General features: G+C 30.2%; 25 protein-coding genes. 21 read left to right on the plus strand and 4 right to left on the minus strand.

Annotated features, from left to right (window positions below; translation table 11 throughout):
- Positions 1–30: 30 nt before the first annotated feature.
- The 3 genes from scpB to FVE73_RS09390 all read right to left on the minus strand — a co-directional run bounded on the left by scpB (position 31) and on the right by FVE73_RS09390 (position 4,631).
- Positions 31–687 (minus strand): SMC-Scp complex subunit ScpB, encoded by a 657-nt coding sequence (gene scpB, locus FVE73_RS09380; protein WP_018498949.1) that lies wholly within the window; start codon positions 685–687, stop codon positions 31–33.
- A 129-nt stretch (positions 688–816) separates the two neighbouring features.
- Positions 817–1,863, minus strand: coding sequence for a rod shape-determining protein (mreB, locus tag FVE73_RS09385; RefSeq protein WP_018498948.1), 1,047 nt, complete (start codon positions 1,861–1,863; stop codon positions 817–819).
- Positions 1,864–2,021: 158 nt separating this feature from the next.
- Entirely contained in the window at positions 2,022–4,631 is a 2,610-nt protein-coding gene (locus FVE73_RS09390) for a DNA translocase FtsK (RefSeq protein WP_018498947.1), read from the minus strand.
- Between the two features lie 405 nt (positions 4,632–5,036).
- Here FVE73_RS09390 and FVE73_RS09395 point away from each other — a divergent pair, with 405 nt between their 5' ends.
- From FVE73_RS09395 to FVE73_RS09435, 9 genes are all read left to right on the plus strand, one after another.
- Positions 5,037–6,755, plus strand: coding sequence for a phospho-sugar mutase (locus FVE73_RS09395; protein WP_018498946.1), 1,719 nt, complete (start codon positions 5,037–5,039; stop codon positions 6,753–6,755).
- Between the two features lie 391 nt (positions 6,756–7,146).
- Positions 7,147–8,733, plus strand: coding sequence for a PAS domain-containing protein (locus tag FVE73_RS09400; protein ID WP_018498945.1), 1,587 nt, complete (start codon positions 7,147–7,149; stop codon positions 8,731–8,733).
- A 57-nt stretch (positions 8,734–8,790) separates the two neighbouring features.
- The gene (locus FVE73_RS09405; RefSeq protein ID WP_018498944.1) at positions 8,791–9,381 is read left to right on the plus strand and encodes a MotA/TolQ/ExbB proton channel family protein; all 591 of its coding nucleotides are present in this window, start codon (positions 8,791–8,793) and stop codon (positions 9,379–9,381) included.
- 28 nt (positions 9,382–9,409) lie between these two features.
- Positions 9,410–9,829 carry an ExbD/TolR family protein gene (locus FVE73_RS09410; RefSeq protein WP_018498943.1) on the plus strand — a complete coding sequence of 140 codons (420 nt, stop codon included), beginning with the start codon at positions 9,410–9,412 and terminating at the stop codon, positions 9,827–9,829.
- Between the two features lie 67 nt (positions 9,830–9,896).
- Positions 9,897–11,972, plus strand: a complete 2,076-nt coding sequence (locus FVE73_RS09415; RefSeq protein WP_232058511.1) for a TonB-dependent receptor — start codon at positions 9,897–9,899, stop codon at positions 11,970–11,972.
- Between the two features lie 52 nt (positions 11,973–12,024).
- Complete coding sequence (locus FVE73_RS09420) at positions 12,025–13,218, plus strand: TonB family protein (protein ID WP_018498941.1); 1,194 nt, start codon at positions 12,025–12,027, stop codon at positions 13,216–13,218.
- A gap of 46 nt (positions 13,219–13,264) precedes the next feature.
- Positions 13,265–14,485 (plus strand): IS91 family transposase, encoded by a 1,221-nt coding sequence (locus tag FVE73_RS09425; protein ID WP_026239074.1) that lies wholly within the window; start codon positions 13,265–13,267, stop codon positions 14,483–14,485.
- Between the two features lie 972 nt (positions 14,486–15,457).
- Positions 15,458–15,649, plus strand: coding sequence for a hypothetical protein (locus FVE73_RS09430; RefSeq protein WP_018498207.1), 192 nt, complete (start codon positions 15,458–15,460; stop codon positions 15,647–15,649).
- Between the two features lies 1 nt (position 15,650).
- A complete protein-coding gene (locus tag FVE73_RS09435; protein ID WP_018498208.1) occupies positions 15,651–16,094 on the plus strand; it encodes a DUF2335 domain-containing protein in 444 nt (147 codons plus the stop codon).
- A gap of 1,168 nt (positions 16,095–17,262) precedes the next feature.
- On the opposite strand, the gene FVE73_RS09440 is transcribed toward FVE73_RS09435, so the two are convergent.
- A complete protein-coding gene (locus FVE73_RS09440) occupies positions 17,263–17,913 on the minus strand; it encodes a helix-turn-helix domain-containing protein (protein WP_018498209.1) in 651 nt (216 codons plus the stop codon).
- Positions 17,914–18,083: 170 nt separating this feature from the next.
- On the opposite strand from FVE73_RS09440, the gene FVE73_RS09445 reads away from it, so the two are divergent.
- The 12 genes from FVE73_RS09445 (at position 18,084) to FVE73_RS09500 (ending at position 23,895) form a co-directional block, all read left to right on the plus strand.
- Complete coding sequence (locus tag FVE73_RS09445) at positions 18,084–18,284, plus strand: DUF739 family protein (protein WP_018498210.1); 201 nt, start codon at positions 18,084–18,086, stop codon at positions 18,282–18,284.
- 13 nt (positions 18,285–18,297) lie between these two features.
- Positions 18,298–18,504 carry a helix-turn-helix domain-containing protein gene (locus tag FVE73_RS09450; protein WP_018498211.1) on the plus strand — a complete coding sequence of 69 codons (207 nt, stop codon included), beginning with the start codon at positions 18,298–18,300 and terminating at the stop codon, positions 18,502–18,504.
- 12 nt (positions 18,505–18,516) lie between these two features.
- Complete coding sequence (locus tag FVE73_RS09455; protein WP_018498212.1) at positions 18,517–19,350, plus strand: ORF6N domain-containing protein; 834 nt, start codon at positions 18,517–18,519, stop codon at positions 19,348–19,350.
- A 218-nt stretch (positions 19,351–19,568) separates the two neighbouring features.
- The gene (locus FVE73_RS09460; protein ID WP_018498213.1) at positions 19,569–19,742 is read left to right on the plus strand and encodes a hypothetical protein; all 174 of its coding nucleotides are present in this window, start codon (positions 19,569–19,571) and stop codon (positions 19,740–19,742) included.
- Positions 19,743–20,246: 504 nt separating this feature from the next.
- Positions 20,247–20,582 carry a hypothetical protein gene (locus tag FVE73_RS09465; RefSeq protein ID WP_018498215.1) on the plus strand — a complete coding sequence of 112 codons (336 nt, stop codon included), beginning with the start codon at positions 20,247–20,249 and terminating at the stop codon, positions 20,580–20,582.
- Between the two features lie 12 nt (positions 20,583–20,594).
- Entirely contained in the window at positions 20,595–20,816 is a 222-nt protein-coding gene (locus tag FVE73_RS09470; RefSeq protein WP_018498216.1) for a hypothetical protein, read from the plus strand.
- 96 nt (positions 20,817–20,912) lie between these two features.
- Positions 20,913–21,821: a hypothetical protein gene (locus tag FVE73_RS09475; protein WP_018498217.1), complete on the plus strand. Its 909-nt coding sequence runs from the start codon at positions 20,913–20,915 to the stop codon at positions 21,819–21,821.
- The gene (locus FVE73_RS09480; protein ID WP_018498218.1) at positions 21,811–21,963 is read left to right on the plus strand and encodes a hypothetical protein; all 153 of its coding nucleotides are present in this window, start codon (positions 21,811–21,813) and stop codon (positions 21,961–21,963) included. Before FVE73_RS09475 ends, FVE73_RS09480 begins: the two co-directional genes overlap by 11 nt.
- Complete coding sequence (locus FVE73_RS09485; RefSeq protein WP_232058512.1) at positions 21,935–22,135, plus strand: hypothetical protein; 201 nt, start codon at positions 21,935–21,937, stop codon at positions 22,133–22,135. Before FVE73_RS09480 ends, FVE73_RS09485 begins: the two co-directional genes overlap by 29 nt.
- 22 nt (positions 22,136–22,157) lie before the next feature.
- The gene (locus tag FVE73_RS09490) at positions 22,158–22,340 is read left to right on the plus strand and encodes a hypothetical protein (RefSeq protein ID WP_018498220.1); all 183 of its coding nucleotides are present in this window, start codon (positions 22,158–22,160) and stop codon (positions 22,338–22,340) included.
- A 127-nt stretch (positions 22,341–22,467) separates the two neighbouring features.
- Complete coding sequence (locus FVE73_RS09495) at positions 22,468–22,620, plus strand: hypothetical protein (RefSeq protein ID WP_018498221.1); 153 nt, start codon at positions 22,468–22,470, stop codon at positions 22,618–22,620.
- Between the two features lie 522 nt (positions 22,621–23,142).
- The gene (locus FVE73_RS09500; protein ID WP_018498222.1) at positions 23,143–23,895 is read left to right on the plus strand and encodes a protein rep; all 753 of its coding nucleotides are present in this window, start codon (positions 23,143–23,145) and stop codon (positions 23,893–23,895) included.
- Positions 23,896–23,974 lie beyond the last annotated feature (79 nt).

Consider the following 23,974-nt stretch of genomic DNA (forward strand, 5'->3'; position numbering starts at 1 on the left):
TTCTTTTTACTAAATAACTAAAATATAATTTTATTTTTCAGTATTTTCATTATCTGAACTTTCAGTTTCCATTTTTTCATCTTCCTTATAAAGCGAATTAATTTTTTGAAACTGTTCACTTCCTGGCAGCTCTTCCCTTCCGTGAATATTCAAGTAACTGTAAAAATCCTCTGTCACTTCATATAAATTTGGAGTTCCAATTGACTTCTTCTTTCCAGAAATATAAATTAATTTCCTTTCCAAAAGATTAGCCATTGTTTTATCCGATCCAGCGCCTCTGATTTGTTCGATTTCAGCTTTTGTTACAGGTCCTTTATACGCAATAATTGCCAATATTTCCATTGCCGAACGTGATAATTTTTTCAATTTCATTTCTGAATTAAAAAATCTTTTCACATCAAAGCCAAAAAGTGGATTCGACACTAGATAAACTGCTCCATCTTCAATTTTTAAATTTATTCCACTATTTTTTCTCTTTTCCTTCAAATTATACAGCACTTCTTCCATTTCAAAGTTTTCCATCGCATAAAACTGTGCAAGCTCCTGTACAGTTACCGTTTCCTTTGCCAAAAAAATTATTGCTTCCACTTTTTCTTCAATTTCACTAATTTTAATTTTTCTTTGAACACCGATTATATTTTCTTGTTCCTCTTCTTTTTTATTTTCTTTTTTTTCAAATTTTTCCATACCCTACCTTTTTTATTTTTTATTTTTTAAAATCCTATAATCACACACTTATTTACTATTTCATTAATAGGGGAATTCTCCTATTATGCTTCCTTCAGAAAATTCCCCTAATTTCTAATATTATTCAAATTAATATTCATGTGTTGGTGAAATAATAATATTTTTGTATCTCTTGAAATCTGTCAATACTTCTGCAATTCCTGTTACTACAGCATGAATCGCATCATCTCCAACAGTTACCTTTAATAGCAATTCCTTTTCAATTCTTTCTTTTAGAATTTTTATTCCAGCTCCACCACCAGATAAATAGATTCCTGTTTCATAAATATCCGCCGCTACCTCAGGTTCAATTTCTTCTATCGTAAGTCTTACTTCATCAATAATAGCATCAATATGTCTTGTAATTGCTCCATTTATGGCAGAAGTCTTAATTTTCATGCTCTTTGGTAATCCAACTCCCAATTCCCGTCCTCTTATTTCGTATTCCAATTCAGGATCATCTTGACTTATTGTATTTATTTTTAATTCTTCGGCTGTTCTTTCACCAATTAATAAATTGTATTCATCTTTTACAAATTCCATAATATCTTCATTTAAGTGATCCCCAGCGATTTTAACTGACTTAGATAATGCCGCTCCACCTGATACAATAAATGCAATTTCAGTAGTTCCTCCACCTATATCAACAATTAAGTGTCCTTTTGGCTCAAATAAATCAATTCCAACACCAATTGCAGCCGCTATTGGTTCTTCAATTAGATAAACTTCTTTTGCACCAGCATCTTTTACAACTTCAATCACTGCTCTTCTTTCCACTTGTGTAACTCCACTTGGAACACAAATAATTACTCTGGAGCTTTGGAATTTATCTTTCTTTATTCTATGCAAAAATTCTTCAAGCATTCTTTCAGTAACTTCATAATTTGAAATTACTCCATTTTTTAATGGACGAATAATTTCAGTATGCTTAGCTGTTCTTCCAATAATTTCTTTTGCTTTTTCTCCGATATGTTCTAGCTCTTCAGTTTTTTTATTAATAGCCACATAAGTTGGCTCATCCACTTGAATTCCTTCACCCTTCACATACATGACAGTATTTGCTGTTCCTAAATCAATAGCTATATCACGTGTAGTCTTTGGTGCTATATTTGTCTTAAACAAGTCAAAAAATTTCATCTATTCTATCTCCTTCATTTTATTTTTTATTTTTTTACAAAATATTTATCAATTATTATAGCTTTAAAATATTTTACCATTTTTTTTGAATATACTCAAGCAACTTTAAGGGAGAATTTACTATAATATTTAATTAACATCCCAAATTTTATATTTTTTTAATCATTTTCATCAATATTATCAACTATTATTTGATCATCATAGCTTATAATTCCATGTTCCTTCAACTGATCATAAATTCTTGAAGCTCTGTTAAATCCTACTTTTAGCTTACGCTGAAGCAGTGAAATTGAAACTTTATTTTCCTGTCTTATGATATTTATTGCATTTTCAAAATAAGGGTCTGTATCGTCTTCTATTTCTTCTTCAGGTTCCTTTAAAATTTCATTTTTATATTTCACCTTTTTAGTAGATTTCAACGTATCAGTCAAGTTCTTAACTTCTTCATCAGAAATATATGCCCCTTGTATTCTTTCTAATTTTGAAGATCCATTAGCCAGCAGCAGCATATCACCTTGTCCTAAAAGTTTTTCCGCTCCAGCTGAATCAAGTATTGTTCTCGAATCAATTTGTGATCTTAGTGCAAATGAAATTCTGCTTGGCAAGTTAGCCTTTATCATTCCAGTTATAACATCTGTAGATGGTCGTTGTGTCGCAACAACTAAATGGATTCCAACTGCCCTTGCCTTTTGTGCAATTCTTGCAATTGATTCCTCCACGCTTCCAGAGGCAACCATCATAAGGTCAGCCAGCTCATCAATTATTATAACAATATACGGCATTTTTTCCACAAAGCTCAATGAATTATAACCTTTTATATTTCTTACCCCATTTTCCATAAGTTTCTTATATCTATTTTCCATTTCATTAACTGCCCATTTTAAAGCTATTGCAGCCTGTTGTGGATCTATAATTACTGGCACTAAAAGATGAGGGATATCATTATATGGCATAAGTTCCACCATTTTGGGATCAACCATTATGAATTTTACTTCCTTGTCGGATTTTTTTGAAATTAATGTTGAAATTAAAGTATTCACACAAACTGATTTCCCTGACCCTGTTTGTCCTGCAATAAGCAAATGTGGCATTTTAACAATATCTATGAATTTATCTCTCCCGACAATATCTTTTCCCAATATTACCTTTAATTCTCCAGTATCAAGTTCCTTATTTTTTATAATATTTGAAAAATGCACAGGCTCCTTTATTTTATTTGGAGTTTCAATTCCAATTGTATTTTTTCCTGGAATTGGAGCTTCTATACGAATGCTTTCCGCCGCAAGGTTCATTGCAATATCATCTGAAAGTCCCGTTACTTTGCTAACTTTTACACCCTTTGGAATTATAATTTCATATCTTGTTATAGTTGGTCCATATTCATAATTTACAACTTTTGCATCAACTCCAAATTCTTTCAACACATTTTCCAGATGATTCACATTTTCCCTTATATTTTCTTCAATTTCTTTCTTTTTCTCAACATCCATTGGTTTAGACTTAAAAATTTCCGCAATAGATTTTTTTACGACATCATCATATCCCTGATTATTATCAAACATTGCATTAACTTTCCTCAACTCTTCTTCCAGCCCCTTTTCTTTTCCATCACCATTTTCAAATGCTTCAAGTTTTGGAAATTGCTGAAAATTTGGATCTGCATTTACAGAGTTTATTTCTGCTCTTTTTAAAGGTGTTACAATTTCTAGTTTTGTTTCTTTTTTGTTATTTTCATTTACATTTTCTATTTCAAGTTCTTTTTCTTTTTTTATTTCTTTTTTATCCTCTGTAATCTTTTCCTTTTCAGTATTTAAAGTATTTTCTCCATTATCTTCAGATTTTTCCAAAATTTCTGTTTTTTTCACACTTTCTAGCGGTTTTACAACTGCATCCAATGTATCTTCTTTTTTTCTTTTCTCTTTTATTTTTTCTCTCCTTGCATTTTCATCTTTTATAAAATTTCCTTTTTCTTTTTCCTCAAAAATTTCAATCCATTCCTTTTCTTTTTCTGCAAGTTCTCCCTTAGAGTAAACTTCTGTTTTTTGCAAGAAATTTTTTTTAGGCTTTTTTGCAATTTCAAAACTTAATTTTTCGTTTCTAGATTGTATTATTTTTGCCTTTAGCATTTCCTTTTGATAACGTTTATAATCTGTTCTCTTCAGATTTTCAGCATACTTTTTTGCCGCCAATTTTCTTTTTTTCTCTTTATAATCATCACTTTTATAATACTTTATTATTTCCTTCAAAACTTCATACCCAAGTTCGATAAGATCCCTAACTAGCCATGCTACGAAAAGCAATGCCAATATCAAAAGAATAAAAAACATCCATTGAAAATGCAGCACTTTGAAAAACGGCATTGACAGCAATGCTCCCAAAATCCCTCCGCTTTCACGATTAAATCCTATTTCCAAAAGCTGCCTACCAGCTTCAGTAAAATTCCCAGATAAAGTTTTTCCATGAACAACAGAACCTCTTATCAAAATCATTCCCCAGCTCAAAAACAACCCCGTTAATGCCACAACCTTTCCCTGTGTTATATTAATTCCAATTTTTTCATAAAAAAATAGAATTATACCATATAACATAGATACTATCGCAATAAACCATGTCATTTTTCCAAAAAACAACGTAATTCCACTTAATATAAGCGAAAATATATTTTCGCCGACATTATCGCTGAGCATTTTTGACTTATTTGCCAGCAGCAATATCAATATAAACCCAGCAACAAACCAGATTATACCTTCAACTTTTCTTCTATTCATCTTAATTATCCTTTCTAAAAATTCTATCTAATTTAATAAATTCCAAATCTAAAATCTCTAACCAATTTTATCATACAACAAAGTTATTCTCAATGCTACCTAAAAAATTATATGAAATAAATAAAATTTAAAACTTAGATTAGAATAGTCGTCGGTTTCAAAGTGACTTTTTTACATTATACTATATTTTTTCAATTTTGTCATTTTCTATTTCTCTAAAAAAATAGACTGTAATAAAAAATAAACTCCTATTTTAAATAGAGAATTATATTTTAGAAAAAAAATATAATTTTTTTCATTTAGATACTTGTTAATTGAAATAAATGTGGTAAAATTAATATAGAGTAGAAAAATTTATTAATACAAGTAAAACTAATTTTAAATAAAATTTTAGGAGGAAATACCATGGATTATATGAAAAAATACGAATATTGGCTAAATTCAGATGCCATTGACGAAAAAGACAGGGAAGAATTGAAAAGCATCGCAGGGAATGAAAAAGAAATAGAAGATAGATTTTTCAAAGATTTGAGCTTCGGAACTGGTGGAATTCGTGGAGTTCGTGGAATTGGAACTAACAGAATGAATAAATACGTAATTAGAAAGGTAACTCAAGGACTTGCAAATTATATGCTAAGTTTTGATGAAAAAGCGGCAAAAGAAAAAGGAATCATAATTGCTCATGACTGTAGAATAGGTTCGAGAGAATATGCGCTAAATACTGCAAGAGTAATGGCTGCAAATGGAATTAAAGCATATATTTATGAAAGTTTACGTTCAACTCCTGAATTGTCATTTGGTGTAAGATATAAAGGATGTATGTCAGGAATCGTTGTTACGGCTTCTCATAATCCAGCTGAATACAATGGATATAAAGTTTATTGGGATGATGGAGCACAAGTTGTTGATCCACATGCACCAGCAATTGTTGAAGAAGTAAATAAAATTTCTACATTGGAAGAAATAAAAGTTATTTCTGAAGAAGAAGGAAGAGAAAAAGGATTAATCATTCAGCTTGATCATAAAATTGATGATGACTATATAGCAGCAATTAAAAAACAAACTATACATACAGATATTCCAGGAAAAGAAGATTTCAAGATTGTTTATACTCCGCTTCATGGAACTGGTGGAAGACCAATGAAGAGAATTTTATCTGATTTTGGATACAATTTTGAAGTTGTAAAAGAACAAATTGAACCAGATGGAAACTTCCCAACTGTAGTTTATGCAAACCCTGAAGAAGTGGCAGCGTTCAAATTGGGAACAAAATTAGGAAACGAAATTGGAGCACAATTAATTTTGGCAAATGACCCAGATGCTGATAGAATTGGTATTGCGATAAGAGATGACAAAAATGAATGGTACTATCCAAATGGAAACCAAGTAGGATTGTTGTTATTGCAATATTTATTGAATTACAAAAAAGATATTCCAGCTGATGCACAAGTTATTACAACAGTTGTTTCTACACCAATGATTGATGTTGTTGCACCTGCTAAAAATGTTGGAGTTATGAAAACATTGACTGGATTCAAATACATTGGACAAAAAATTAGACAATTTGAACACAAAGAATTGGAAGGATCATATTTATTTGGATTTGAAGAAAGTTACGGATATTTGATAGGAACTCATGCAAGAGATAAAGATGCGTTGGTAACTTCAATGGTTATTTCTGAAATGGCAACTTATTACCACTCAAAAGGAACTTCTATTTACAAAGAATTACAAAAATTATATGAAAAATTTGGATATTATTTAGAAGGAATTAAATCAGTAATGTTAAAAGGTAAAGATGGAATTGAACAAATGGCAGCATTAATGTCTAACTTGAGAGAAAATGTTAAAGATGAATTGCTTGGTAAGAAAATTAAAATTAAAAGAGATTTCTTCTCACACAAAGAACATAACTTGGAAACTGGTGAAGAAAAAGAAATTAAATTGCCAAAAGAAAATGTATTACAATTCGTGCTTGAAGACAATACATTCATTACAGCAAGACCATCTGGAACAGAACCAAAAATCAAATTCTATTTCAGCGTAAATGCAGATTCTAGCGAAAATGTCAAAGCTAAACTTGATAAAACAATGGAAGAATTTTCTAAATTTATTGGATTATAATTTTTTGAGTAAATATTTTGAGAAATTCGATGATTGAGAGAAAATAAAAATTTTATACAAAGTTTATAAAATTGAGTAAAAATTAAAGTAAATAAATAGATGAAAACAGGGAAATTTCTTGTGATGAGAATGATTTTCCTGTTTTTTTATTTGAAAATTGAAAATATTTTTGATTTATATGAATTCTTATGAAAAATAGAGATTGAATTTGTTTTACTTACTTAAAAAATATAAATATTTTTAAAAAATGTATCATAAGTTACACGTCTTGAAGATAAAAATATGATAAAATAAAAGAAAGTTTTGTAATCAAATATTTTTTGAATAAAATTAATTTGTAAAAAGATTTTGAACATTGATTAAAAAAATAAAGTATGAGGTGGTGTTTTTTATGGAAAAAGCGAATATGAAGGATCATTTGAATATAAATTTTGATCTGATTGAAAAAATGACTGAAATTAAGAAAGATTATATAGAGGGAACGGCGGATGTTGAAACGACAAAAAGGCGGATAAAGGAAACTTTTAAGGATAAAAAGATAACTCCTGCTGAGTTTGCCTATTCTGAACAGAAAATAAAAGATTTGGGATTTGATGATGAGACTGTTCATGATAAAATGAATGATGTGCTTGATTTGTTTGATGAAATTATTGAAAGAGAGAAACCTTCGCTGCCTGAAGGACATCCAATAAAAACCTATTTGAGGGAAAATGAGGCGGCTAGAAAACTAATTGCTGAAATGAAGGAAGAACTGAATAAAAAATTTATAAAAAATAGATGGCTGGAGTTTTACGATAAACTTTATACATTTAATTTGACACATTTGGCTAGAAAACAGCATCAATTATTTTCAATACTTGAAAGTAAAGGATTTGACAGACCGTCTAGAATAATGTGGACTTTTGATAATGCAGTCAGGGATAATATAAGTGAGGCTAGAAAGCTTTTAATGGAAGATAAAATGGAAGAATTTTATGCAAAACAGGAAATTGCTTTGGAATTGACGTTGGATATAATGCACAAGGAAGAAGAGGTTTTATTTCCGACTTCACTTAAAATGATTACTGAGGAAGAATTTAGAAATATGAGAAGTGGGGATGATGAGATTGGATATTTCCTGATTGAGAAGCCTAAAGGATTTTTGCCTGAGAAAAAAGAGGAAAAAATTGAAAAAGAGGAAAATGCAAATATAAATACGTCTCAAACAGGTAACTTTATGAACGACTTAGCGGGACTTCTTTCAAAATATAATATGAATGCAGGTGGAGAAAAATCTGACGTGTTAGATGTCAAACAAGGAAAACTTACTTTGGAGCAAATAAACTTGATTTTCCAACATATGCCAGTGGATTTATCTTTTGTGGACGAGAATGAGATTGTTAAGTTTTATACTGATACGAAACATAGAATTTTTCCTAGAAGTGCGGGAGTTATAGGGAGAGATGTTAAAAACTGCCATCCGAGAGAAAGTGTTGCTTCGGTTTTGGAAATAATTGACGCATTTAGAAATAATGAACAAGATGAAGTGGATTTCTGGCTTGAAATGAATGGGAGATTTATTTATATCTATTATGTAGCTGTGAGAGATGAAAATGGTATATTTAAGGGAGTCCTTGAGATGATGCAAGATGTTACGAGAATAAGAAGCCTTGAAGGAAAGAGAACGCTTGTAACTTGGGAAAAACCTAAAAAATCTGAAATTAATCAGGAAAATCAAAAAAATTCTAAAGAAGATAAAAATCCTTATGGATTAACAGAAAATACAATAATCGGAGAAATAATAGATAAATATCCTTATATAAGAGAATTTATGCCAACATTGTCGCCTACATACAAAAAACTGCTTGATCCAATTCAATATATGATAATGTCTAAAGTTGCAACGCTTGATATGATTGCGATGCGTGGTGGATTCCCTCTAGATGAGTTAATAGATAAAATCTCAGATGAAATTAAAAGGCATGAATCTAAAAAATAGTTTTATGGAAAGGAAAAATTAATGTTGCTACACTATTTTATTTCAGGTGGAATATTTATGTGGGGAATACTGGCGGCTTCAATTTGCGGAGTCGCAGTAATTTTGGAAAAATTATGGGTTTTTTTTACAATGGAAAAAGATTTTACAAAAGAGTATAGAAAAGAGCTGTATAAGGCATTGCAAACAAAGAGTAAAGAGGAAGTTATTAAGATTACAAACTCAAAAAGAGATTCAGTTTCTAGAATTATTACAAAAACAATGGAAAATATAGATTTGGATTTAAATAAAATTGAGGAATCAGAGAAGGAATATCTTGAGGAAATAATAAGAGAAGCTGTTTTGGCACAGACAGGAAAACTGGAAAAAGGGATGTGGCTTCTTGGGGCAGTAGTAAATACAGCACCTCAGTTGGGGCTTCTTGGAACAGTTACTGGAATGATAACATCATTTTCGGCATTATCTGCAAGTGTGGAAAGTTCTAAAACAGTTGCAGCAGGAATATCAGAGGCTCTGTACACTACGGCGTTTGGTCTAATTGTGGCGATACCTACTTTAATCTTTTACAATTACTTTAATAGAAGAATAGATGCGACAGCGTTGGAAATGGAGAGAGCGGCTTTGCATATTATGGGAAGAGTGAAAAAATAGAATTATAAAGTATTGAAGGGAATAAAAAATGAAATTTTCTAATAGAAGAAATAGGCAGAATGCGGAAATATCAATGCTTAATCTTATTGATGTCATATTTATGTTATTAATATTTTTTATGATTGCCACGACATTTAATAAATATTCACAATTTCAGCTTTCTATTCCTAAATCGGATGCTAAATTTGATAAAAAAGAGGAGACGAAGGCAGAAATAATAGTTAATAGAGAGAAAAAATATTTTTTGAAGTTAGGAAACAATGTTAAAGAAATTTCGGGAGAGAATATTCATAATGAGATTTTGAGATTGCCAAAAGAGATGCTTGAAAATATGACATTGACGGCTGATGAGCATCTTGAATATGGATATATTGTAGAAATAATGTCGAAATTACGTAATGAGAATGTAAAAAATGTTAGTCTTAATATACAAAAAAATGATAAATAATAAATATTAATTTTAAGAAAAGGAGAGCGTGACAGATATATATAATTGTCATGCGGGAATGAAATTTATGTTAAAAAAAATTGCAATTTTAAGTTTAATTTTAGCTAGTCTTTCTTTGTATGCAGAAGGAAAATACGAGGGAAAACTTGAAGAAACAGTCGTAACGGCGACAGGATTTAATGATAATATTGACAATCAAATAAAAAATGTTACGATTATTACATCGGAGGATATTCAAGAAAAAGGGTATAATACTGTAGAAGATATATTAAAACAGGCACCAGGAGTTAATATAACACAAACTGGATTCGGTTCAGCGGTGGATATGAGAGGTCAAGGGAGATTTGGATTAGGAACGAGTGCAAACATTTCTAAAGCAGTTTCTTCAGTAAAAATCTTGATTGATGGAGATATTGCTATGGATACGATTGATACTTCCCATGCTTATATTCCTTTAAATACAATATCAGTTAATGATGTGGAAAGAGTAGAGATAATAAATGGCGGAGGAACAGTTCTGTACGGGAGTGGAACTCGAGGTGGAGTTGTAAATATTATTACGAAAGATAGAACAAAAGAAGGAGCTTCAGGCAAAGCTTACTATCAAAATAGCTCTTATGGAACAAATAAATTAGGATTTGATGCTGGAATAAATTATGGTAATAAATTTATCATTGATTTGGGGTATGAAAATGTTAATGGAAAAGGATATAGAAGAGGTTCTAAAGAAGCGTATGAATATTTGAATGGGAGCTTGAAATATAATATAACAGATAATCACAGTTTGAAATTTAAGGCGGCGAGATACAATTCAGAAGAAACATTGGCTTCAGATTTAACAAAATCGCAACTTTTGAGTGACAGAAGACAGTCTGGGACTTTGAGTGATCTTGATATTGATAGAAAAGAGTATAGCTTGGGATACGAAGGGAAAGTTACCGATAACTTGAAGTTATCATTGACAGGATATAAACAGGATACAAATAAAATTATGTACGGAATGCCTAAAACAAAATTTGAAGATAATAAAAAAGGAATCAATTTTAAGGGAAATTATGGACTTGAAAATGGGAATATAATTTTTGGATATAACTACATCGACCATAAAGGAAATAGAGAGCAAACTATATTTGGAACACCAATTATGAATGTTGATTTAGCGAAAGAGACGAATTCGTTTTATTTGCTAGGACGGCATAAAATTGTTGGCAATTTAGAAGGAACAGCAGGTTATAGATATGAAAGAGCGGAGTATAAAACAAATAGAGAAGTTCCGTCTACGAGAATGCCGATACCTGGTGGAAGAGGCTTTGTGAATATTCCATCAAGAGAAATGCACGGTTCGAGAAAAGACAACAATAGCGCTTATGAATTGGGACTTAATTACAAATATTCTGATACAGGAAATGTTTATGCGAAATATGAAAGAGGATTTAGATCACCAGCTGCAACAGAATTTGTTGATTATGCACCAGGAGCTAGAAATTATACTTTAAATAATTTAAAAACAGAAAAATTTAATACATATGAATTAGGATTTAAAGATATGTTATGGAATTCGTTTGTAAGTGCCACAGCGTTTCATACACGAACAAATAACGAAATATACTTGAATATGGATCACGGAGTATTGGGAGGACCAAGTACAGCAAGATGGACATTCCATAATTTAAAAGCTACCGAAAGAACAGGTGTAGAGCTATTTGCTGAGCAATATTTAGGTAAATTGAGAGTAAATGAATCATTTACATACGTGAATGCTAAAATTAAAAAAGTGGGAGATGATGTACTAACTTCAACAACTTATAATTTTAAAGATGGGCAAAAAATACCAGGAGTTCCATCTACAAAAGTTACATTAGGACTTGATTATGAAATAGCAGACGGTTTGAGAACTACTGCTAACTTAAATTATTATTCAAGCTCAGTAGATACCTACAATGAAAAAATACCTTCATATTCTACAACAGATTTAGGTTTAAAATACAAACATCAAAGTGGATTCGGGATTAATGCAGGAGTAAAAAATGTATTTAACAAAAAATATAATGTCGCTCAAGGAAAAGATCCGCTTACAGGAAAGACGGTATATTCACCAGCTGACGAACGAACTTATTATATTGGAGCAAGCTATGAATTTTAGAAAAGTGAGCTTATTTCATAAATTTGTTTAGAGCGTTAAAGAGAGGGAAAAAATGAAATTTTATATAATTTCAGTTATTTTAAATATTATGATTTTGTTTATTCCAGTGGTCTATTATACTTCAAATAGCAGTAAAAAAGAAAATAAGCAAAACGAGCCAATAACAGTAAATTTAAGTGAAGGTGTGTTTCAAGATTCTTCGCAAGAAACTGCTGGAAATGAAAATATTGGAGAAAAAAATAATAAATCTGGAAATAATGAGAGTGTAAAGAATATTGATGATACTAAAAATAATGGAAATTCTGAAAAAATAGAAGTTTCAAAAAATGATGAAATCTCAAATTCACAGTCTGAATCTAACTCAAAGAAAATTAATAACTTGAATAATCAGAAAGAAATGAAAAAAGCTAAAAATACTAAATCAATCTCACAAAATGAACAAGAAAAAGAAGAGCTAAAAGTATTTCCATTAGAAAATAAGAAAAAGGATATTTCACAGGCTATTTCTGGTATTTCATCAATCTCACCTTTAGAATCAATACTTTCCTCAAAAAATACTGAAAAAATTTTACAAAAAAATGAGAACTTGAAAGTAATTTCAAAAGAAAATCTGACAAATGCAGTATCAACATCTACAAATATTTCAAAAAATATTTCAGAAAACGCTGCTGGAAATCACAAAAATGATTCTCGTATTTATAAAGCAAGAACTAATAGTGTTGCTGGAAAAAATGAGAATCAGGGAGATGGTACTAATAAAAATAGTAAAAGCAATTCTTTTGTTCAAAAAGGAAGAAATAACGGGAATAATGGAAAAGATGGAAATAACAGGGGAAATGTTAATGGAAAAGGTCAAAGTGGAGATAATTCAAAAACAGGAAATTTAGAAAAAATTAGCAAAAATTCTAGTAAAAATCATAATATTGAACGAAAAAGAAGTACTGAAAAAGGGGAAGAGGGAAATGAGAATGTCTGCAATGAAGGGAAAGATTTTACAGTTTCGTATAATCCAAATTTGAGCTATCCTATTGCAGCACGAAGGCTTGGGAATAAAGGAATTGTTACTGTTTCAGTAAAAATTCAATTCAATAGCAGTGGTTCTGTTAGTGTGATTTCAGTATCAGGCGGGAGCTCAATATTTCAACAGGAGGCAAGGAGAGCAGCTGGTAGAATAAGAGTTAAAATAAAAAATCCTGAAACTTTGAAATGTACGATAACAAAACCATTTACATTTGAACTGAAATAAAAAAAGCCGAATAGAAATTCGGCTGATTTTTTTGTATAATATATTTATGACAAACATTACACAAAATAAACTGAAATATATTTTCAGTAACAACAATATTTTACTAGATTTCTTAAAATTTTACAAGAAAAATAATATTGGCGACAGTCACCTTGAATATATTAAACTTTCCATTGATAAATTTCTTGCCTGCAGGGATATTTCAAAAGGTTTTGTCAAGTTCAAATGTCCCCACTGTCCTGTTACACACCTGTTCCCTATTACTTGTAAGTCTAGGCTCTGCCCTTCTTGCGGTTACAGGTATTCTATGACATGGACTGAAAATATTCAAAAGCATATTCTCAATATTGAACACCGCCATGTCCTTTTTACTATCCCTCAAGAATGCAGAAAGTTCTTCTTTTATGACAGATCCCTTCTGTCAAAACTTTCTGCCGCTGTTAACCAGGTGTTCAAGTTCATCTTTCACAATGTCAGCAGGAAAAGAAAAAGAAAAAACAAAATTTCTGAACATTCCAAATACTACTTTACTGATTCTGATATTGTACATTACGACCTCATTTCTGTCATTCATACTTTTGGCAGGGACCTGAAATGGAACCCTCATGTTCATGCCATTGTTTCATTAGGAGGATTCAATAAAAATCTTGAGTTCAGGAAAATGAGATACTTCAACGTTGACACTATTGACGGGCAATGGAAATACCATGTCCTTAAAATTATTGAAAACGGAAGCTATCCCAGCAGGAAGATTGAGAAAGACGCTAGAAATACTGCTACGAAGCTTTACAAGGAAAACAGAAGGTTCTTCTTTAACGTTGGCAATGGCGATATTAACAGCACAAAAGGCATTATCAAATATCTTGGACGATACCTTGCACGTTCCCCCATTGCTGAATACAAGATTACTGACATTACTGACAAGGAGGTCACTTTCTTTTTTAACGACCTGGCTAATAATAAAAAGGAAACTTACATTGCTATGCCTTCCGAGAGATTTATTTCCCATATTTTAATTCATCTTCCTCCAAAAAATTTTAAGATGGTAAATCGATATGGATTTTACTCAAGACGTATTTCCGACAAACTCAAAAAAGCAATTGAACCTTTTAAAAGAAATGTTGCAGTATCAAAATATTCATTTTATCAAAGGCAGGTGTACAAGACTTTTGGGATGAATCCTTTTTACTGTCCAGCATGCAAGGTTAAAATGATTGTATGGGAATTTTATCATTACAGATATCCGCCCCTCAAAAAATACTATTAATATTTTATTAATCCAACCTGGTTGGATATTTTGTCGTAGACATTTATATATTTATTTGACAAAAGAAGAGTAAAAGAGGCTGACGCCTCTTTTAAAATTATCAAATATATCAGTAAATGACTAAAAAATATGAATTTAATTTCCTTATAAAAAAAAATACGCCACCCTTGTGATGACGTATTTAAAAAGGAGTTTGAAGAAAAAACTACTTTTTTAACGAAAAGCCAATGTTTATAGGGGTTAAAATTCAAAAGGTAACCAACGGGTAACCAACGGAAAAAAGTAAAAAAATAAATCCGCTATTTATGGGGGGTTGCGAGTGTCAAAAAAATATCACTACATTGCAACTCTAAAAAGAAAATCTAACTAATAAAAAAAATAAAGATTATCCAAAAACGGATAGTCTTTTTTTATTTGATATTTTATAAACGATTCAAAACTTAAAGAAAATATGGTATAATAATATTACCAATCCAAAGCATAGTAGTGATATTTGTTAGCACTACTCCAAATAAATATTTAAAATGCAACCAGTTAGAACCAAAAATGTAACCAGTTCTAGCGGTTGCAAAATATTAACAAATATAATAAATACAATGGTTATAGATGACAACCAAAAATAAAATCTAATGAGACTTTTTGAGACAAATTGCACCAAAAACGAACGAACGTTAGAACGTTCAAAAGTATTTTAAAGGCAATGAATATAATAGTTAGAGAATAGTGCAAACGATAATTGGCGATGACACGAAATGACATAGCGAACGTTAAAAAGCGAACGAACGAAAGAATAAAATTAAATACTAGAATAATAATGGACCTGCTATGAAAATGGGCTTTTTTTATTGATTAAAAGTTAAAATAAACATTTTGTAATATTTATAATCCATATTGTTTAAAAAAATTAAATTTTTGTTGCACTTTTAAAATAAAAAAGGTAAAATAAATTATATCAAAATTAGGAGGGAGATTATGAACAGTAATTTAAAAGCCTTTATTGAGGGAATAGCGGACATAGTTTATCAGCCTGAAATATCGTTGAAAAGAAATTCTAATTTTGAAAAAGATGATTATAAAGCATTAAAATCGGATTGGGAAAAAGTTGGAAATGATATAAGAAGTGCAATAAAAGAATATAGCAAGTGTCAAAAAGTAGGTAAATAGAATGGTGAAAAGAAATAAAAAGCAAATAGCAAAAGCCCCTAAAAATCACAAAACAGAAACACAGATCCAAAGTGTCTCTATACGTTCAGCACCAATACCAACTTATCAGGAATTACAAGGGTATGAAAATATTGAAAAGGGGTTAGCCAGCAGGATTGTGGCAATGGCAGAACGGCAACAGAAAAACAGGCAAAAGATAGAAATGCAGGAATCGCAAACGTTTCAAAGAAATCAAGAAAAACTTGTAAATGGTGCAATAGTTTCAAAAATCCTAGGGCAGATAATTGGCGGTATTGCAGTTTTATCGGCTATAATTGGCAGTATATATCTTTTAAGCATAGGCAAAAGCCTTGAGGGTTATGCCTCTATGATTGGGGCTATTGGAATGTTAGCCGTTTCATTAGGGTTAAGAAATAAAGACAAAGGCAATAAAGAAAAAGAATAACGGGCCTATTAACTTAAATCGTAGTTATTGAATTAACTGCGATTTTTTTATAAAAAAAATAAAATCCTAAAAAGGTACTTCCAGAAAACTTTTACAAGGCGAACGGGTTCGAAGCCCCATTAAAAATATGTTTACTAATTTTTTTAAGTTTCACTTCCGCTTCTGTTTTGAAATAAAAAAAATACTTCAATGTATTATATTCAAATGGCTAGGACATATTAAGACTTTTATATAAAAGCAGAAATAACCAATCATTTTAAAGCGATTTAAGAACATTGAATACCCTAGACATAGTTTTATACCAAAAATCAGATTATCAAACGTAAGTGAAATCCTAGACCCAATAGAGAACGTTTTAAGAATAAATTGAGAAGTTAAAAATGAGAACCAGTATATTTTTACTAAAAAATACTAATTTTTAACTTGCTGGAAACACTAAACTTGAATTAGGGTATAAAAAAAATAAAAGCCCTAAGTTAGATTTAGGGAGTATGGATATAAAAACCTAACACTATTAATTTTGAATAACATTAAAAAAATGTTTTATTTTTTAATATTCAGCCCCCTATTCAGGTTTTAAGGGATAAAGGCCCTTGTAAATTTAAGTATTGCTAAGTTTACAATGTTATTAGAGCCACATAGATAAGCCACACGTATGATAAATGAGTTAAGCAGGGAAAATATTAAAGAATTGAATGGAAAGCCTGTATGGGCTTGTATTTGGCTTATATAAGGGGATATGATTGGTTTCCTAATTTTGAGAAACCAAAAATTGATTTATGACACGTGCCACGGTACGAAAAATTTTCGTATCAGGGTTATCACTTATTTATCCTGAAAAAAGTTATAAGAAAAATCTTGATATAAAATCACGTTCGCCATAAGGGCGAAGGCAAACAGCAAAATATATTGCTTATTAAATTTTCCCCACAAGTGGAGAAATAAAAACAACCAAAGGGGAGTTATATTATCCCTATTGGCTGTAATCAATGATTATTTGCGACCTATATCTAACATAGACCGTTATTTGATATATAAATTCTATATATCGGCTAACAAAAGATGACACAGTAGATTTTATCTACTCACTTCAAAGGGTGTTGCTTTTAACTACCCCCTAACAATTCGTTCAGTCATTTTGAGATGGCAGAAGTTTTGCCAACTGGATTCAATCAGTATCTTTTTCTTTTTTGTTAGTACTTCTATATAAAGCCTCGTTCATTTTATCAAATAAAAAGTTTTTCAAACTTTCAGCAGGTATTACGGGTTCGTTATCGTCTGGTGGAAGTTCTTCAACTTTATAATTTGATAGTTCTAATTTGAAATGATACTCAATAATATCAATAAGTTTTTCTAAAATACAACCAAAATTATCTAATGAAGTAGCATATTTTTCTTCATTTCTTTTAATATAAAGGTTATTTTCTTCTCCCAAAGTATCAGCGTTCATATAAATTTTATAACCAAAACTAACGATTAATTTTTCTAATATATCTTCACGATTTTCTTTTTCCATTTTTTCTTTATCATTATCAAAAAAAAGTTCTTTCCGTGTTTCGACATCTAAAACTTCATTAGATAGTCCTGGAATATCAATAATAAAACCCGCAAGCAATAACTTTGGAATATGCAATATTTCAATAATCTCTTTCGCTACTTCTAAAGGTATTTTACCATCTTTTTCATATCGCTTTATTGTATAGGGAGTTTTATTTAGTTTTTCCGCTAATTCTTTTTGTGTCATTTTCCTCGATTTTCTAAAAAATTTAACAGCTTTTCCCAGATGTTCAAAATCAATAAATTCTTCTTTTTTTTCCATTTTTTTCTCCATATTAATTATTAATTCTCTAATACTATAATATCAAAAAGTAACAAAAAAAGCAACTTTTTATATTTTTTATAAAAAATATATTGACTAAAGTAATAATATGTGTTACCATTATTTAGAAATAGGTAACATAAAATATTACTTTTAGGAGAGTGAGATAAATGGTAAACAACAAATTAAAGGGGAAATTAAAAGAATACAGTTTCAATTATGATAATTTTTCAAAGGTTATAGGATTATCAAAAACAGCATTTACCAATAAAATCAATGGAAAAGGTTTCAAAGACAAAGAAATTGCTAGAATGAAAAAGATCTTTAATTTAACCAATGATGAAGTAGTAGAAATCTTTATAAACGAATAAGGAGGCAAGGGAAATGATACAAAAGAACATCTTAAAATCAAAATTATCATTGAAAGAAAAGACACAAAAGGATTTAGCCAAAGCATTGGGATTATCCAAGGTTAGTGTAAGTAAAAAGGTAAATGGGCTGTTAAGATTTAGTTTACCTGAAGTGAAAAAGGTTAAAGATTATTTGGATCTAACTAATGATGAAGTTGTTGAAATATTTATAAATGGATAGGAGTGATAGAAAATGAAAGAACTAGCGATATTAGCGGGAAATAACAAAATAATGATTAACGGGATCGAGATTGAAACAAAAGAGTATAAGGGGCAAAGGGTTATAACGGCTTGGGATATAGCAAAATTACATGAAAGAGAACCAAGAGAAATCACACAGAACTTTAAATATATAAAAGATAAAATGATTTTAGGGTTAGATTATTTTACAATATCTAGAAATGAAATCTCTAAATCAAAAATTATGATCCAGGATTTTATACCAAACAACGTAAAGAAAATACAGTTATTTACCGAAAGGGGATATTTAAAACTAACCAAAACATTTACAGATGAGTTAAGTTGGAAAATACAAGATATGTTAGTTGAAAGTTACTTTATTGTGGTAACTGGGAAAATACAGCCTAAACAACTAACTAAAATAGAAGTCTTAAAAATGGCACTTGAAACAGAACTTGAAAACGAAAGATTGAGAAATGAAAACAAGGCCCAATGTGAAATAATAAAGGGGCTAAACGGAGAACTAGAGCCATATCAGTTAGAGGACATTATAAACAGAATTATAAGGGCAACTGGTGGAAACTATGGGGCTAAATACAATGAAGTTTATAGAGTGTTTAAAGAACGTTATCACATTGACTTAAAGACTAGAATGACTAACTACAACAAGACAGTAAGGGCAAAGGACAGATTTAAAAGCGTGCTTAAATATGCACTAGCCAATAACTACGGCAAAGACTTATTGAACGTAGTAACAACGTTATTTCCTGAAAGCGTAAGAATTGTAATGGACGGAATCAATCAAAATACAGGGCTAGGAAAAGATGAACCATTGTTATTGGATTGATCCGAAAATGGAAAGTTACGGTGTCGGAATGATACAGGAAATGAAGCCATTTTTGGCTTGAGTGGGCCTGCTATACACAGGTAATGGACAATTACAGTCAAATAAATTTTTGTGAAGTTTGTAGTATAATTTATAAAAAAATTTAAATTATAATTTGACAATTAAGACCTTACATAGTATAATTATAACGTAAGGACTTAACAGGAAAGGAAATAATTATGAAAACGGTAAGAAATGCGAAAGTTATTTTTAGCAAAATGGGAAATGGCAAAGGTGTAAGGCTGAACCTATCCGTACCGCTGTTAAAATCGTTAGGGATTGATGAAAATAATCGAGATGTAACGGTTGAATATGATGACGAAACAAAAACAGTTATCATAAAAAAATCATAAAAAAAACGTCCTTTATATCCTTACGAACACAAAGAACGTTGTAGTATAAACTACGTCGCAAATAGATTATACTACAAACTTCGCAAAAATGCAAAAAGAGTTTTGTAGTATTTTTTTATACCTAAATTTTAGAATAAGCAATTATAACACATATCAAAAAACAAATAAATAGGCATATTCAATATACTTCAGGCAATAAGAAAATACACTAATATTTGATTGTAGGTTAAGCGATGGGCTTAATAATTTTAAGATACAACGTGAACGGTGCTACGTAATGCTAGAACGGTTAAATTTAAATATTGAAATGGAGTGGTGGAAAATGAAACACAAATTTGAAGCATTGGAAATGGTAAACAAAAATAGCGAAAAGGCTAGAGAAAAAGAGGCTAAGAAAATCATTAACAGGCTAAAAAGAATGATTAAAGGCATTAATTAAGTTGATCCGAAGTTTTTGGGCGGATTTAATAAGCAAAATAAATTAAGATTAGGAGAGTGTTAGAGATGAAAATGAATGAAAGAAAAGAATTTTTTGAAGATGTTGTAATGGAAGTTACAGATGAAATATTAGAAAGTGGAACACACGGAGAAAGTGAAAGCCGTTTACTAAAAAAAGATGAAAAGATTAAAGATAAATTGGCTGAATTATTTACCTATGTAAAAATAGCAATAAACGAAATGAGAGATGAAACAAGCCGGAAAAGTGAAAAAGAAATATATGAAAAATACAGAAAAAATATTGAGAAAATGTATGTTGATGAAGTTTTGTGTAACAGTGTTATAGCTGTTGATATACTGGAAAAAGCAGAAAAAATAACAAAAAAGGCATTTAATAAATAGGAGTGATAGGGAATGGAAGCAAAAGCGGAAGGAATGGAAGAAAGTATAATAGAATGGGCAAGTTTTGAATTTGAAGTAGAGAACAAAGAAAAATTGGACATCATTTTTAATGAACTAAAAAGCAATAAAAAGGCAAGTGATTTATTGGTACATTTGATTAATGGCGTGCAAGATACGTTCTTTGAACTAGGGAAACAAGTGGCTAAAATAGAAAATATGAAAATGAGGGGATAAAAATAGAGTTATTAGAAATACTAGAAGCAGAACTATTGGAAATACCTGAAACAGAATTAATAGAACTAGAAAATATAGAAATAGGAGTGAATGAAAATGAAAGCGATCCAGAAAAATAAAACGATAACAAGCCTAGAATTATTAAAGAAAATCAATGAGTTAAGGGAAAAGGAATATTTAGAAAAGGCAAAGGCTGGAACATTAACTGAAGCTGAAAGAAAAAAAGGGAAAGCAGTTAAATTAAAACATAAAAGTTTTTTAAATGTGATAAGAGATGAATTTGAAAACGAAATCACTGGGCAAAATATTTTGCTTAGTGAAAACTTAGAAAGTAATAATGAAAAAACAGGTCTCCAAAATATTTTGGAGACCTCACAGCAAAAATTATTATCAGTAAATAAAAAAATCACTAACGTTAAAATTTACGTGAGTAAATACAAAGATAAAAGCGGAAAAGAAAATGAAATGTTTGTATTGGCACTTAATCAAGCCAAACAAGTGCTAATGAGGGAAAGCAAATATGTGAGAAAAGCCGTAATTGGATATATAGACTACCTAGAGAACCAAAACAGACAATTAGAGGAACTTGCAAGGCTTCAGGCAAGGGAATTGGCTAAAGCGACTAGGAACATTGAAACGTTGAATATAAAGGCCCTTTTATATTACGGCAAGGTAAGCAAACCTAAACAAAAGTTTCACTATATCCATTATACAAATTTAGCCAGAGATATAGCAGGAATACCGAAAGGGCTTAAAAGAGATGAATTGACACAAGGGCAACTAGGAATATTACAGCAAGTTGAATTAATAATGAGCGCTGTTATAAACGAATGTATAAACGAACAAATACCATTTACACTTATATATCAGGAAGTTAGAGAACGTACCGAAATCAAAGCCAGAGTGCTGTTAAAGGCATTGCAAAAGATTGAAAGTGTAGACAATGGGCCTGTATGGAGTTTGGAATATTCAGAAAATAAGGGGGGAAATAGTTATGAACAGTAATGAAAGAGCGAAAGTTATAATTGAAGGATTTAAAAAATTAACTTTGGAACAAATGGAACAAATGCTAATCAAATTAGGAATACCAACAGATAGGAAAATAGGGAGTGATGAAAATGGTGGAAAAGAATATGCAAAGCGTTAAAAGAAGTGTTAAAAGAATAATGGATCATAAAAATTACAACGAGGATATACAAGCCGTATTAGATAAACTTAACGAGGAAATAGACGATTATAGGCTATATGAACGGCATTTAAGAAGTGTTTACGAACTAATGGAACTAGGTATCAGAATAACAGTGGCGGCATATAATTAAAGCAGGATCGGAGAAATAAAAAATGATAGAATTTGAAATATTAAAAGAAGTTACATTGGCAATTAACCAGGATAGAGAAAAGAAAAAGGCAGAAAAGATTAAAGAATGGAAAGCACGGGCTAATAATGTGTCAGAGTATATATGCAGTCTGCCTATATCACACAGCCAAAGAAATCAATTAGTGGATAAAATACCGATTTATTAGATGTTGCATTGGACTGGAAAGCATTAGAAGCGGTAATAAACGAAAGTAATGCAATTATGAAAATATTTGATGAGGACAACGAAGACAATGGAGAAAAATTATCATAGTATAATGGGGGTGAATAAAGGTGAAAGAAGTACATTGTAAGCACTGCGGAGCATTTTTATTTGGAATTGAAAGCGATTGTAAATATTATGTTACAAAGTGTAAAAAATGCGGTGTAATAAACCGTGGAAGCACTTCGCAGGTATTTAAGCCAAAGAAAAAGAATGAAAAATAAAAAAATGGCTTGTTATAACAACGTAGAGGGGAGTTATAGCAAGCGATTCTAATAAGATTGGTGTGTAATTTTACATATCAATTATACCATATCACAGCAATTAAAACAATAAAAAGCCCCTATTTTTAAAAATGATAACAAATAAAAAATATTAAATACCATAACAAATTTTATAATTTTTGAATAAAAGGAAGTATATAAAAATGTAAGATTAATAAAATATTAAATAAAAATATATAAATAGAATTGGGTAAAATTTTTTTGTTTTCTTTATATAGTTATAATGGGATTGAATTTTACATTTTTAATCATTTTTCATTCAAAGATATAGCCTATATAGCATAAATAAAGGCTTTGAATATGAAATAAACTATATAATTCTAAGGAAAAGGCTAATAAAAAGATGATAATGTTGATGTTTTATTGTTGAAAAAAATAAGAGATAATTTATTCAGGAAAATGATTGGGAGAATGCACGACAAATTTAACATTTTGATAAAGATTGGGTAGGAAGTGAAAAGAATGGAAAAAAAGGGGAATTATCCTAAGCGTTACAGATACACAGAAGCGGAAACAGATAGGATAATAGAGATATTAGAAATCATAGAAGAATACAGAAAAACAAATGAAGTTGATGAAATAATGGAATGTATAAACAATGAACTTTTATACGGTTCAGGGGAAATAAATTATGTTACGAGATGTAAACGGCAAACGTGTCCATTATGCAGGGAAAACAGAAAATATAAGACATATTTAAAATTAAAAGAAAAGGTAGCCAAACAAAATGGAATCCGCTATATATTGATGACATTTAACGGCAGGGAAATAGGAGATTTAACAAAACTAAGTGATGAAGTTGGGGAAAATAATAGCATAGTGGCACGGATTGTGAGAAAAAAGAGCATACAAGCGATAATGTTGGGGTATATAAAGATAGTTGAAATATCGTACAACAAATATTCAAAGCGATTATTGCCACATGTACATTTATTGTTAGCAGTTAAAGAGGACTTTAAAGAACATTGGATCAGAAAAAAAGAGATAGACAAACTAGAAAAGACTTGGAAAAAATGGAAAAAGGAAACCATAACAAACGCTATTGATGTAAAAATAGTGAAAGATACTGAAAAAGATATTGATACAGTATTAAAGTACATAACGATAGTAAACAAAAAGCGTATAATGAATCTAAATGATATGGAAATAAGGGCCTTTTTTGAAATGATAAACGAAAGAAAAAGGCTTTTTACAACTTCAGGGATATTCAAATAAAAATAAACATAAGATATTACAAGTGATAAAAAATATATTGATTTATTAAAAGAATGATATTAAAATACAAAGGCAAGTA

Source organism: Leptotrichia wadei (assembly GCF_007990545.2).
Classification (GTDB): Bacteria; Fusobacteriota; Fusobacteriia; order Fusobacteriales; family Leptotrichiaceae; genus Leptotrichia; species Leptotrichia wadei.